General features: G+C 75.6%; 11 protein-coding genes and 1 rRNA gene. 3 read left to right on the top strand and 9 right to left on the bottom strand.

The features are described from left to right. Positions 1-111: 111 nt before the first annotated feature. The gene (locus tag CRP29_RS09955) at positions 112-1002 is read left to right on the top strand and encodes a TetR/AcrR family transcriptional regulator (RefSeq protein WP_245852715.1); all 891 of its coding nucleotides are present in this window, start codon (positions 112-114) and stop codon (positions 1000-1002) included. 161 nt (positions 1003-1163) lie between these two features. Here the strand turns inward: CRP29_RS09955 and CRP29_RS09950 are convergent, their stop codons facing one another. From CRP29_RS09950 to CRP29_RS09930, 5 genes are all read right to left on the bottom strand, one after another. Further along, complete coding sequence (locus CRP29_RS09950; RefSeq protein ID WP_245852714.1) at positions 1164-1826, bottom strand: class I SAM-dependent methyltransferase; 663 nt, start codon at positions 1824-1826, stop codon at positions 1164-1166. Between the two features lie 116 nt (positions 1827-1942). Next, positions 1943-3736 carry a DNA repair protein RecN gene (gene recN / locus CRP29_RS09945; RefSeq protein WP_097194931.1) on the bottom strand — a complete coding sequence of 598 codons (1794 nt, stop codon included), beginning with the start codon at positions 3734-3736 and terminating at the stop codon, positions 1943-1945. Continuing rightward, positions 3711-4754, bottom strand: coding sequence for an NAD kinase (locus tag CRP29_RS09940; RefSeq protein ID WP_217991526.1), 1044 nt, complete (start codon positions 4752-4754; stop codon positions 3711-3713). Before CRP29_RS09940 ends, recN begins: the two co-directional genes overlap by 26 nt. Beyond that, positions 4751-5545 carry a TlyA family RNA methyltransferase gene (locus tag CRP29_RS09935; protein WP_097194930.1) on the bottom strand — a complete coding sequence of 265 codons (795 nt, stop codon included), beginning with the start codon at positions 5543-5545 and terminating at the stop codon, positions 4751-4753. The genes CRP29_RS09940 and CRP29_RS09935 overlap by 4 nt, the downstream gene beginning before the upstream one ends. Continuing rightward, positions 5545-5778, bottom strand: coding sequence for a hypothetical protein (locus CRP29_RS09930; protein ID WP_097194929.1), 234 nt, complete (start codon positions 5776-5778; stop codon positions 5545-5547). The genes CRP29_RS09935 and CRP29_RS09930 overlap by 1 nt, the downstream gene beginning before the upstream one ends. A gap of 196 nt (positions 5779-5974) precedes the next feature. Between CRP29_RS09930 and CRP29_RS09925 the strand changes: the two genes are divergently transcribed. Continuing rightward, positions 5975-6304, top strand: coding sequence for an alkyl sulfatase C-terminal domain-containing protein (locus CRP29_RS09925; RefSeq protein WP_245852772.1), 330 nt, complete (start codon positions 5975-5977; stop codon positions 6302-6304). A 13-nt stretch (positions 6305-6317) separates the two neighbouring features. Here the strand turns inward: CRP29_RS09925 and CRP29_RS09920 are convergent, their stop codons facing one another. After that, positions 6318-7442: an HAD-IIA family hydrolase gene (locus tag CRP29_RS09920; protein WP_097194927.1), complete on the bottom strand. Its 1125-nt coding sequence runs from the start codon at positions 7440-7442 to the stop codon at positions 6318-6320. Between the two features lie 107 nt (positions 7443-7549). On the opposite strand from CRP29_RS09920, the gene CRP29_RS09915 reads away from it, so the two are divergent. Further along, positions 7550-8881 carry a DUF1015 domain-containing protein gene (locus CRP29_RS09915; protein WP_245852713.1) on the top strand — a complete coding sequence of 444 codons (1332 nt, stop codon included), beginning with the start codon at positions 7550-7552 and terminating at the stop codon, positions 8879-8881. Between the two features lie 8 nt (positions 8882-8889). Here CRP29_RS09915 and CRP29_RS09910 read toward each other — a convergent pair whose 3' ends face one another. The 3 genes from CRP29_RS09910 to rrf all read right to left on the bottom strand — a co-directional run. Continuing rightward, complete coding sequence (locus CRP29_RS09910) at positions 8890-9249, bottom strand: single-stranded DNA-binding protein (protein WP_097194925.1); 360 nt, start codon at positions 9247-9249, stop codon at positions 8890-8892. 108 nt (positions 9250-9357) lie between these two features. After that, on the bottom strand, positions 9358-10362 hold the full coding sequence (locus CRP29_RS22695) for a tetratricopeptide repeat protein (protein ID WP_176522909.1): 1005 nt from the start codon (positions 10360-10362) through the stop codon (positions 9358-9360). Between the two features lie 1481 nt (positions 10363-11843). Continuing rightward, positions 11844-11931, bottom strand: a 5S ribosomal RNA gene (gene rrf, locus CRP29_RS09900); the annotation flags it as partial.

Genomic DNA, 11931 nt, shown 5'->3' with positions numbered 1-11931 from the left:
GACCCGACAGTCACGCAGAGTGCGCGACACCAGGGGTGGCGCGACACGCCAGCGGCGCACGCGTCGGCGCTCACGAGGGATCGTTACCGACTCGTGACTAGCGTTGCGCCCGTGACTGGAGTGGCCCGCGCTGTGCCCCGTACCGACCCTCTTCCCCCCGTTCCGGCGGCACCGGAGACCGAACGCCCGCCGTCGGTCCCCTCGCCGCTGATCAGGGCGTTCCCCACCGCTCCCCCGCCGCCCGAACCTCCCGTCGAGGTCGCGGACGACGGCACGGAGCAGACCTCCGCCGCATCGCGCGCGCCGGGCTCGGCAGAGCCGGGTGCAGCGGGCGGCGAGGGTGCCGCCGACGCCGCGCGCCGCGGCGCCCGCGCGCCGGGCCGACGTGAGCAGCGTTACCAGGAGACACGGGCGCGGATCGTCGACGCGGCCGCCGAGCTGTTCGCCGAGCGGGGCTTCGACAGCGTCAGCGTGGTCGAGATCGCCAAGCGCGCGGGTGTGGTCGAGAAGACCGTCTTCAACCACTTCCCGATGAAGGAGGGCCTGGTCTTCGACGCCGACCCGCCCATGCGGGAGGCGCTGCTCGACGCGGTGCGCACGCGCCCCTCCGGAGAGTCCGTGTCGGCAGCGGCCGGCAGCTTCGTCGTCGCCGCGGTGGGGCTGCTCGGCGCGCCGGAGGCGGCCGACGGCGTCGCCCGGATGGCGCGGGTCATCCGTGGCAGCCGGACCCTGCAGGTGCGGGAGCGGGAGATCCTGGGCGAGCTGACCGACGCGCTGGCGGGGCTCATCGCCGAGGAGACGCGAGCGTGGCCGGGGCAGGTCGAGCCGTGGCTCGCCGCGCACGCCGTCCTCGGGCTGTACGCGTCGCTGCTGGAGCTGGCGCGCGACCGGGTGCTGGCCGGCGTCACCGGGCCGGAGCTCTCCGGCGAGCTGCGCCGCCAGGGCCGCCGCGGCCTGGCCCTCCTGCAGTTTGGCCTCGCCGGCTACGCCAAGCGGAGGTAGTGATCCGCGAGGGCGGGCCCGAAGGGTCCCCCTCGCGGATCACTGGCGCCGCCCTGCGAGGCGGCCCGACGAGCGGGGACCCGGAGGGTTCCCCGAGGAGGGCCGGGGACGTGCTCAGCGCAGCAGGGGTACGCCTCCTGGCCGCGGTGTGATCCGGAGGATCACAGATTGATCTGGAGAGAACGCAGCAGCTGGTCGGCGCGGTCACCGGGTACATCGGGGTTCCGGGTGAACAGCGCGATGGCGACCATGTACTCGTCGTCCCCGGCCCAGCCGCGGCCCTCGTCGCAGAGCCGGCGGATGTGGTCGCGGACCTTCGGCTCGCTGCTGTACGCGCCGTAGTCCAGGCCCATGGCGAGGAAGTTGGCGACGCGGTATCCGGCGTCCTCGGCGGTGCGCACGGTGGCCACCGGGTCGGAGTAGCTGGCGACGGCGGCGATGACGTTGTCGTAACCGGACTTCAGCAGCTGCAGCACGAGGTCGTTGCCGTGCACGCCGCCCCACAGCTCGGGCATGAGGATGTCGCGGTCGGGCGCGGGGATGTAGGGCGGGTTGGAGATCACGGTCGCGATCTGCGGGCCGCCGGTGGCGTCGGCCTGGTCGAAGAAGTCCCCCAGCTCGACGGTGTAGCGGCCGTCGACCCCCCGCGCGCGGATGTTCTCCCGGGCCTTCGCGACCGAGGCGGCGCTGATGTCGAAGCCGCGCACCCGCAGCCCCGGGAGGCTGGCCACGACGTCGGAGATGGCGGTGGCGTCACCGCTGCCCAGCTCGACGACACCGTCCCGCTCCCAGCCGAGCTGCTCGCGGTACTGGTCGAGCAGCATGCAGACGGAAAACCCGTAGTGGGCCGACTCGTCGGCCGAGGAGAAGCAGGTCACCGCCGACCACTACCCCGGAGATCGGTCGTGCAAAGCCGGATCACCCGACCGGGCTCGACGGGTCAGCGGCGCGCCTGCCCGGCGACGGCGAGCAGCTCGCGGGCGTGCGCCTGGCCGGTGTCGCTGTCGGCCAGCCCGGAGAGCATGCGGGCCAGCTCGCGCACCCGGTCGTCGTCTTCGACCGCGCGGATGTCGGTGGCCGTGACCCCGGCTCCGGTGTCCGGGGACTTGTCGACGACGAGGTGCGTGTCGGCGAAGGCCGCGACCTGCGCCAGGTGGGTGACGACGACGACCTGGTGCTGCCGGGCCAGCTGCGCCAGCCGCCGACCGATCTCGCCCGCGGCCGATCCGCCGACACCGGCGTCCACCTCGTCGAAGACCATCACCGGCACCGGATCGGCGCCCGCGAAGACCACCTCGATGGCGAGCATGACGCGGGAGAGCTCGCCACCCGACGCGCCCTTGTGCACCGGGCGCGCGGGGGCGCCGGGGTGCGCGGCGAGCAGCAGGGCGACCTGGTCGATGCCCTCGGGGCCGGGCTCGTCGGGGTGGCTGTCGATGGCGAAGGAGACGCGGGCGCTCTTCATGGCCAGCCCGGCCAGCTCGCGCCCCACCTCGGCGGCGAAGCCGTCTGCGGCCGACCGGCGGCCGGCGGAGATCTCGGCGCCGAGCGCGTCGACCTCCGCACGCGCGGCGTCCCGCTCGGCGGCGAGCTGCTCGAGCGCCTCGTCGGAGACGTCCAGCTGGGCCAGCCGGTGCGCCGCGTCGGCCGCCCAGGCGAGCACCCCGGCCACGCCCTCGCCGACCTCGGCGTACTTGCGGACCAGGCCGGTGATCAGCGACCGCCGGTCGAGCACCTCGGCCAGGCGGGCGGGGTCGGCGTCGAGGTCGGCCACGTAGCCGGAGAGCTGCGCGGCGACATCGGACACCACCGCGACGGCGTCGGCGAGGTCCTGGGCGAGCAGGACCAGGGTCGGGTCGTCGGACGCGGCGAGCGCGCGCTCGGCGATGGCCAGCGCGGCGGTGGCGTCCTGGGGCACCTCTCCCCCGCCGAGGTCGCCGGTCACGTCGCCGACCAGCGCCATGCGCGCCTCGTCGGCGGCGGCGCGCAGCGCATCGGCGTCGCTGAGCCGCTTCACCTGGGTGGCGAGCGCCTCGTCCTCGCCGGGCTCGGGAGCCACGGCCTCGATCTCCTCGAGCCCGTGCCGCAGCACGTCGGCGGCCTGGGCCAGCTCGCGCGCCTGGGTGCGGCGCCGGTCGAGCTCGGCGGCCGCGGTCCGCCAGCGGTCGTGCGCCGCGCGGTAGCGCTCGAGGAGCGCCAGGTGCTCCGGGCCGGCGTAGCGGTCCAGGGCCCGGCGCTGCTCGGCCGGTCGGGACAGGCGCAGCTGATCGGTCTGCCCGTGGACGGCGAGCAGGCTCTCGGCCAGCTCGGAGACGACGCCGACCGGCACGCTCCGCCCGCCGAGGAACGCCCGGGAGCGCCCCTCGGCGCTCACCGTGCGGGCGAGGATGAGGCTGCCGTCGTCGTCGGGGTCGGCGCCGGCGTCGGCGGCGCGCTGCCACACCGGTGAGTCCGGTGGCAGGGCCAGCCGTCCCTCGACCCCGGCCCGGCCGTTCGCCCGGACGCGGCCCGGATCGGCGCGACCGCCGAAGAGCAGCGTGAGCCCGGTGACGACCATCGTCTTGCCGGCGCCGGTCTCACCGGTCACCACCGTCAGGCCCGGGCCGAACTCGAGGGTGACGTCGTCGATCGCCCCCAGTCCGCGGATCCGCAGTTCGGTCAGCCGTCCGGGGCCGGTGGCGTCGGCGGTCGGCGCCGGGGCGGCCGGCTCAGCCGTCGTCGCGCGTGCCGCCACCGGCCGCCTCCCCTCCGGCCACGACGTCGCCGTTCCCGTCGACGACCTCGCGGTCGAAGACGTTCCGGCTGGTGGTCAGCTCGTGGCCGGGACCGGCGTGCCGGGCGTCGCGGAAGCCGCGCACGGGCAGGCCGAACTTGGCGACCAGCCGGTCGCCGAAGGTCGATGCGTGCACGCGCGCGATCCGCACGGGCCGGGACGCCTTCCGGACGTCGACGCGGCCGCCGTCGGGGACGCTGACCATCCGGCGTCCGTCCGCCGAGACGCGTGCCCGGTTGCCGTCGGCGGGGACCGAGACGGTGAGCACCGAGTTCGGCGAGGTGACCAGCGGGCGGGCGAAGAGCGCGTGGGCGTTGGTCGGGACGAGCAGCAGCGCCTCGACGTCGGGCCAGACCACGGGGCCGCCGGCGGAGAAGGCGTAGGCGGTCGACCCGGTCGGGGTTGCGCAGAGCACGCCGTCGCAGCCGAAGCTGGTCAGCGGCCGGCCGTCGATGAGGATGACCACGTCGAGCACGCGGGAGCGCTCGGCCTTCTCGATCGACACCTCGTTGAGTGCCCAGGTGCCGCCGACGACCGTGCCGTCGACGTCGACGACGTCGACCTCGATGGCCAGTCGCTCCTCCACGGAGTACTCGCACCGCTCGATGGCCTGCAGGGTCTCCTCGACCGCCTCGGGCTCGGTCTCGGCGAGGAAGCCGACCCGGCCCAGGTTCACGCCCATGAGAGCGGCGTCGGTGAAGCGAGCCAGCTCGGCGGCGCGCAGGAAGGTGCCGTCGCCGCCGAAGACCATCACGATCTCGGTGTCGCGGGCGGCCTCGGCGTCCGCCGGCACCACCTCGGCGCCGGTGATGTCCAGCTCCTTGGCCTCGTCGTCGAGCAGGCGCACGACGATGCCGCTCTCCTGCAGCCGCGCGGCGGAGCTACGGGCCAGGGCCACGATGTCCCGCCGGCCGGTGTGCACGGTCAGCAGCACGCGCCGTGGCTGCAGGGAAGTCCTGCCCTCGCTGGTCGGACTCACTGCGGTCCCTCCTGGACTGCTCGACGGATGTCGTGCTCTTGAACCGGTCCCGCATCGCGGCGCAACCACAGGAAGAACTCCACGTTGCCGGCCGGGCCGGGCAGCGGACTGGCGACCACGCCGGCGGTTCCCCAGCCGAGGACCGCCGCGGCGGTGGCCACCCCCAGGACGGACTGCACCCGGTGCTCGGGATCCCGGACGACGCCACCGGCGCCGAGCCGCTCCCGGCCGACCTCGAACTGGGGCTTCACCATCGGCAGCAGATCGGCCTCCGCGGCGGCGCACCCGGTGAGCGCCGGGAGGACCAGGCGCAGCGAGATGAACGACAGGTCGGCGACGACCAGGTCGACGGCGCCGCCGATCCCCTCGGCGGTCAGGGTGCGGACGTTGGTGCGCTCGAGGACGTGCACCCGGTCGTCGGTGCGCAGCGGCCAGGCCAGCTCGCCGTAGCCGACGTCGACGGCCACAACCTCGGCGGCGCCCCGGCTCAGCAGCACCTGGGTGAAGCCGCCGGTGGAGGCGCCGGCGTCCAGCGCGCGACGACCCTCGATCGCCACCGGGAACGCCTCCAGGGCGCCGAGCAGCTTGCGCGCGCCGCGGGAGACCCAGCTGGGCTGGTCGGGATCCGTGCGGACCACCACCGGGTCACCGGCGTCCACGCCCGTGGCGGGCTTGGTCGCGGCCCGACCGGAGACGGCGACCCGGCCCTCGGCGATCAGCGCGACCGCGTGCTCGCGGGACCGCGCCAGGCCCCGGCGCACGAGCTCGGCATCGAGTCGGCGACGGGCCATCAGAGCTGGTCGATCGTGCCGAGCTCGCGCTGGAGCCGGCCGTGCTCGGCCTCGAAGACCGCGACGTGCTCGGCCACGGGGCGCTGCTCCAGCTCGGCGAAGCGGTCGGGGGCCGGACGCTGCTGCTCCGCGGACGCCGGCTTCGGCCCGCTCGACGACGGGGACGGCGCGGCCGGACCCGCGACCGGGCGCGGCGGACCCGGCAGGGGTCGCGGCGAGCTCGGCTCGGTCATCGTCATCGCCTTCTGCGCGTGAGGTGCTGGGAGGTGGCCGTCGGAGTCGACGTCCGCACGACGGCGGGCTGCCGGTCCGTGCCCCGCCGAGGTTACCGGTCACCGACGACGGGGCACGGCGTGACGGAGCGCAGGCGATACCGTCTGGCGCCCGGTACGTCCCGACGTCGGCAGGAGATGCGCCCCCGTGGCCACGATGGATCAGTGCCTCACCGCCCTGCGCGGCATCCTCGACGACCTGGCGGCCAACCCGGCCGCGGCCGGCCTGGACCGCAGCCTGTCCTGCCGGCTGACCGACCTCGACCAGGTGGTCATGGGCCGGCTGGCCTCGGGCGCCGTCCGCGACGTGCACGTGGTCCCGCACGGTCCCGACCTGGCCAAGGCCGACATCCGGCTCACCATGACCAGCGACGACCTCGTGGCCCTGACCGCTGGCGAGCTCTCGTTCGGTCCGGCGTGGGCGACGGGACGGGTGAAGCTCGAGGCGGGACTGCGCGACCTCCTCCGGCTCCGCAAGCTCCTCTGACACGCGGGCCGCGTCAGCCGGTCGCGAGCCCCCACTCGCTGAGGGCCTCGCGAGCCGAGGTGCCCTCGCCGAGGAGGCGAGCGTCGGCGCCGTCGTCGGGGTGCCGGGCCCAGTGGGCCACGCAGAGCGCCCGCAACCCGTCGAGCCCGTCGCTCCCGGGTGCCGCGTGGTCCGTCTGCGCCTGCCGGCCCGGCTCGTGCACCAGCAGGAGACCGTCGGCCTCGGCCGGCCGGACCACCCAGTCCCCGCACCGCCACCCCGCCCCGTCACGGAGGACCGGCGGGTGGACCGCCAGCAGGCCGGCCGCGTCCCGGGACAGGTGGTCGGGCCGGTGCCCCGGGACAGCGGCGAGCAGCGTGGCCGCATCGGTGACCCCGGACAGCACGAGCAGGCTGGCCGCATCGGCCCGCCGGGCGCCCTCGATGTCGGTGTCCAGCCGGTCACCGACCACGAGCGGACGCTGGGCGCCGGTGCGCCGCACGCACTCGGCGTGCATCGCCGGATCGGGCTTGCCGGTGATCAGCGGGGGCCGCCCGGTGACCGCGCTGACCACGCCGACCATGGCCCCGTTGCCCGGGAGCGGACCTCGGGGGGACGGAATCGTGGCGTCGGCGTTCGTGGCGACGTGCCGGGCACCGTTGCGCACCGCGACGACGGCCTCGGCGAGCTGGGCCCAGCCGACCTCCCGGCCGTAGCCCTGCACGACCGCGTCCGGCTCGTCCTCCGCCCGGTCCACGACGACCAGCCCGGCGGCGCGGGCGGCCGTCGCGACGCCGGGGCCGCCGACGGCGAGGATGCGCGCGCCGGGCCCCAGGAGTTCCGCGACGACGGTCGCGGCCGCCTGCGAGCTGGTGATCACGTCGGCTGCCGTGGCCTCGACGCCGAGTTCGGTCAGATGTGCCGCCACGTCCTCGGGCGTGCGGGCGGCGTTGTTGGTGACGAAGCCCAGCCGCATGCCGGCGTCCCGGACGCCCCGCAGCGCCTCGGGCACGCCGGGCACGGCGTCCGGGCCGACGTAGACGACACCGTCGAGGTCCAGCAGGGCCACGTCGTGCGCCTCGGTCAAGGGGGTGGGCGACCCGCCGGCCAGCGAGGGCAGCTCGGTTCCGTCGGACCTCCCGGCACCGGTGTCGGTCATGTGTGTGTCCTTCCCGTGGTGGCGGACCGCGGCATCCGCGGCGCCGCACGTCTCCTCCGCGCCGGTCTCGCGACGGCACCGGTCGACGGCGCTCCTACGATTTGGTCGTGCCCTCGTCGTCGCCGGACCGCCGCCCGTCCGATCCCGCGGCAGGTCTCGAGGTGCGGCCGTTCCGGGCCCTGACCTACCGCGTGCGGGACGCCGCCCACCTGGCCCGGGTGACCTCGCCGGCGTACGACCTGGTCACCGCAGCCGGGCGGGAGCGGCTCGCCGGAGCCGATCCGCACAACATCGTGCGCCTCATCCTGCCCGAGACCGACACCGCTGACGGCTCCGCGCCGCCGCGGGCCGCCGACGGGTCCCCGCCCTGGGCGGCGCAGGCGGCACGCACGCTGGCCGCCTGGCAGGACGAGGACGTCCTCGTCCGGGACCCGGTGCCAGCGTTGTGGGTCTACGAGCTGCGGCCCGCTGATGGCGGAGCCCCGACCGTGGGCTGGTTGGGCGCCGTCGTCCTGCCCTCCCCGGCCTCGACCGCAGTGCTCCCCCACGAGGACACCTTCCCCGAGGCGGTGGAGGGGCGCCGGGCGCTCCTGGCGGCGACCCGCACCGACCTCGAGCCGATCGTCCTCGCCCACGATCCGGACCCCGAGGTCGCCGACCTCACCGAGCGCGTCCGTCGTACGGAGCCGGTGCTCCAGATCGTTGACGACGACGGCGTCCGGCACCGGCTGTGGCGCGTGACCGATGCCGCGCTCGTCACCGGGATCGGCGCGGCGCTCGGACGCACGGGTGCGGTGATCGCCGACGGGCACCACCGGTTCGCCGCCGCCCGCGCCCACCAGCGCACCGATCCGGGGTGCCGTGGATGCGACGCCGTCCTCGCACTGCTGACCCCGATGGGCCCGGGCGGGCTGCGCGTCGCGGCCATCCACCGCGTGCTGCCCGACCTCCGCCTCGACGACGCCGCCCGGGACGCCGCGAGGGGCTTCACCGTCGAGGACGTACCGGTCCACGACGGCCCGTCGCCCGTCGCCGCTGCCGTGGACGCCTGGCTCGCCGACCCCGCCGCGTCCGGCTTCCTGCTGAGCGACGGCGGCCGGCTGCTGCAGCTGAGCGACCCGACGCCGGCGGTCCGCGACCTGGTGCCGTCGGAGGCGCCCGCCGCCTGGCGTGGACTCGACGTGGTGCTGGCGCACAAGGGTCTGATCGAGGGGCTGTGGTCGCGGACCGACGAGCCCGAGAGCGTGCTCATCGCCCACACCGTCGAGGACGCCCTGCGGACCGCAGCCGAGCGCGACGGCGTCGCCCTGCTGCTGCGCCCCCCGTCGCCGGCCGACGTGGCCGCTGTCGCACGGGCGGGAGCCCGGATGCCACGGAAGTCCACGCTGTTCGTCCCCAAGCCCCGGACCGGTCTGGTCCTGCGTCCCCTGGCGGACTGACCGGCGGCTCACGCCGTGCGCTCGGCCGCCGAGCCCGCGGTGCGGGGCACCTTGCGGCCGCGGCGGCAGTTGACCTCGCACACCGACGCGGTGCCCGACCCGGTGCGCCAGAAGCGCCGCTGGAGAGCGCCCTCGACCTCCACGACGTCCCCCGGCTGCCACGCCGCGATCCGGCGCTGGAGCCCCTTGTCGTAGGTGATGCAGCTGAGCACGTCCACCGACTGACCGCTGGACCGCGGCTCCGGCCGGCGCACCACCAACCGGAAGCTCACCAGCGTGTCCCCGCTGGGCAGGGTCCGGGCCTCTGCCGGCGCTGACAGCCTGCCCCGTAGCACCACGTCGTTCCGGTCGATCACAGCCACGCTCATGGGAAGAGCCTGGAGCGAGCCACCGCCCTGGCACAGGGTTTCCCGCCGACTGTGGACACGGGCGGCGGGTGTGGACACCCGCCGCCCGGTTGTCGGTGGTTCGTGCTGTCAGGCCTCCGGCGTCGCGTCTTCGGCCGGGGTGTCCTCATCCGCGTCGCCGCCGGTCTCACCGAGGAGCTCGGCGACCTCGGCCTCGACCTCGTCCTGGAACGAACGGCCGGCGGTCGGGTAGTCAGCACCCTCGGCGACCGGCCCCTCGGCGTCGGACTGCTCGAACTCCGCCTCGATGGCGGCCTCGAGCGTGTCCGCGTCGCCGAGCTCGTCGTCCTCCGGGTCGACCTCGCTCGACGCCGCGTCCTCGTCGCCGGGCTCGTCGTCGCCGAGCTCGTCGTCCTCGAACTCGTCGATGAGGTCGGTGAACTCGACGGAGTCCGCCAGCGCGTCGGGATCCACGGCGGTGATGGCGTCGTGCCACTGCTGGGCCAGCTCCTCCTCGCCGAGGGCTTGGAGCAGGTCGGCGTAGGCGGCGGCGAAGCGCAGTCGGACGTCATCGCCCTCGGTGAGCGAGTCCGGAGTCGGACGCCCACCCATGGCGGCCTCGAGCACCAGCCTGGCGGCGGCGTCCTCGCCGAGGTCACGGCGCGCTCCTGCCTCGACGAGGCGCAGCTCGGCCATCTCCTCGTGGTCCGGGGACTCGGTGAGGGCCTCGGCCACGAGCCGCAGGGCGACTTCGGGGCGGCCGAGCGCCCGCTCGCAGTCCGCCAGGACCGCGCGATAGCCGTGGTCCCCGCTCATCCGCCGGTAGGCGCGCAGCTCGCGCGCCGCTTCGGCGTAGTCACCGGCGTGGTAGGCGGCGACGCCGACCGCTTCGCGGACGACGGCGACACGAGAGGCGCGATCACGTGCGGCCCGCGCGTGGGCCAGTGCGAGCTCCGGCTCCTCGTCGACGAGCGTGCCCGCTGCGACGAGGTGCGCGGCGACCTTGTCGACACCGCGCGGGTCGAGCCCCTTCAGCGCCGCGCGGACCGCCGGGTCGAGCTCGCGGGGGTCCGCCCACTCCGGGAGGTCCGGGCCCGGCGGCAGCGGCGGACGACGATCGGTCCGGTCGTCCACACGGGGGCCGCGGTCGGGGGTGCTGCGCCGGTCGTCCGACGGGCGGCGGTCACGCCAGCTACCCGCGCCTCCCGCGTCAGACCTGCCGGCGCTCGGGCGCTGGGGCCGGTCTCCGGAGGGGCGACGGTCCTGCCAGCTGCTGCCGCCCTGGGGGCGGTCACGCTGCGGACGGTCGCCCTGGGGCCGGTCGCCGGAGGGGCGACGGTCCTGCCAGCTGCCCCCACCCTGCGGGCGGTCACGCTGCGGACGGTCACCCTGGTAACCGCCACCCTGGGGGCGGTCACCGGAGGGACGACGGTCCTGCCAGCTGCCCCCACCCTGGGGACGGTCACGCTGCGGCCGATCACCCTGGGGCCGGTCACCGGAGGGACGGCGGTCCTGCCAGCTGCCCCCACCCTGCGGGCGGTCGCGCTGCGGACGGTCGCCCTGGGGCCGGTCACCGGAGGGACGGCGGTCCTGCCAGCTGCTGCCGCTCTGCGGTCGGTCCCCGCCGGGGCGACGGTCCTGCCAACCGCCGCCACCCTGCGGGCGATAGCCCTGTGAACGGTCACCCTGCGGGCGGTCACCCGAGGGGCGACGGTCCTGCCAGCTGCTTCCGCCCTGAGGCCGGTCACGCTGCGGACGATCCCCCTGGGGGCGGTCACGGTCACCGGACGGGCGCCCGCCCTGGTAGCCGCCACCCTGGGGGCGGTCACCGGAGGGACGACGGTCCTGCCAGCTGCCCCCACCCTGCGGGCGGTCACGCTGCGGACGGTCGCCCGAGGGGCGGCCACCCTGGTAGCCACCACCCTGCGGACGGTCACGCTGCGGACGGTCACCCTGGTAACCGCCACCCTGGGGGCGGTCGCCGGAGGGACGGCGGTCCTGCCAGCTGCCCCCACCCTGGGAACGGTCACGCTGCGGCCGATCACCCTGGGGGCGGTCACCCGACGGGCGCCCACCCTGGTAACCGCCACCCGAGGCGCGGCCACCCTGGTAACCGCCACCCTGGGCACGGTCCCGCTGGGGCCGATCGCCCTGGTAGCCACCCCGGTCGTCACGTGACGACCCGCCGCTGCGCCCGCCGCCGGCAGGAGCACGACCGGTGGGTCGGCCGCCGGATCCGCCGCGGTCGTCGGAACCGCGACGGGGACTCGAGTTCTCACCGCGCTCGGCGAAGTACCGGGCATCGCGGTCGCTCTGCGGACGGGATCGACGCTCACCGTCCGGTGCACTCCCCCGACCGCCGGCGACGTTGCGGGGGGCACCGGGGCGTCCGGAGGCGCCCGCCGGGCGCTGGGCACGCGCACCGGGCCGGCCGGAGCCCGCGCCGGGGCGTCCGCTGCCGGAGCCGCGCGGGCCGTCAGAACCGCGTCGCGGAGAAGTCATGTTCGGGGTACCTCATCGAATAGCGGCGCACTCGCAAGCCGCCGAATGCTGAATAACGGAAAACGCGAACGAGGGCCAGAGCGCGTGGCTCTGACCCCCGTTCGGTAATGGTTGTCCGGCGGCGTCCTACTCTCCCACCCCGTCTCCAGGGCAGTACCATCGGCGCTGAAAGGCTTAGCTTCCGGGTTCGGAATGAGACCG

This window comes from Blastococcus aggregatus (genome assembly GCF_900221005.1).
In the GTDB taxonomy this organism is placed as follows: Bacteria; Actinomycetota; Actinomycetes; order Mycobacteriales; family Geodermatophilaceae; genus Blastococcus; species Blastococcus aggregatus.
The sequence above is the reverse complement of the archived record's forward strand: the minus strand, read 5'-3'. Positions and strand labels throughout refer to the sequence as shown.

What these genes read in the sequence shown, in the direction of transcription:
- CRP29_RS09925 (WP_245852772.1), top strand. Translation starts at nt 5,975, where the DNA reads ATGGATCAGTGCCTCACCGCCCTGCGCGGCATCCTCGACGACCTGGCG.
- CRP29_RS09930 (WP_097194929.1), bottom strand. Translation starts at nt 5,778, where the DNA reads ATGACCGAGCCGAGCTCGCCGCGACCCCTGCCGGGTCCGCCGCGCCCG.
- CRP29_RS09935 (WP_097194930.1), bottom strand. Translation starts at nt 5,545, where the DNA reads ATGGCCCGTCGCCGACTCGATGCCGAGCTCGTGCGCCGGGGCCTGGCG.
- CRP29_RS09950 (WP_245852714.1), bottom strand. Translation starts at nt 1,826, where the DNA reads ATGCTGCTCGACCAGTACCGCGAGCAGCTCGGCTGGGAGCGGGACGGT.
- CRP29_RS09910 (WP_097194925.1), bottom strand. Translation starts at nt 9,249, where the DNA reads ATGAGCGTGGCTGTGATCGACCGGAACGACGTGGTGCTACGGGGCAGG.
- CRP29_RS09920 (WP_097194927.1), bottom strand. Translation starts at nt 7,442, where the DNA reads ATGACCGACACCGGTGCCGGGAGGTCCGACGGAACCGAGCTGCCCTCG.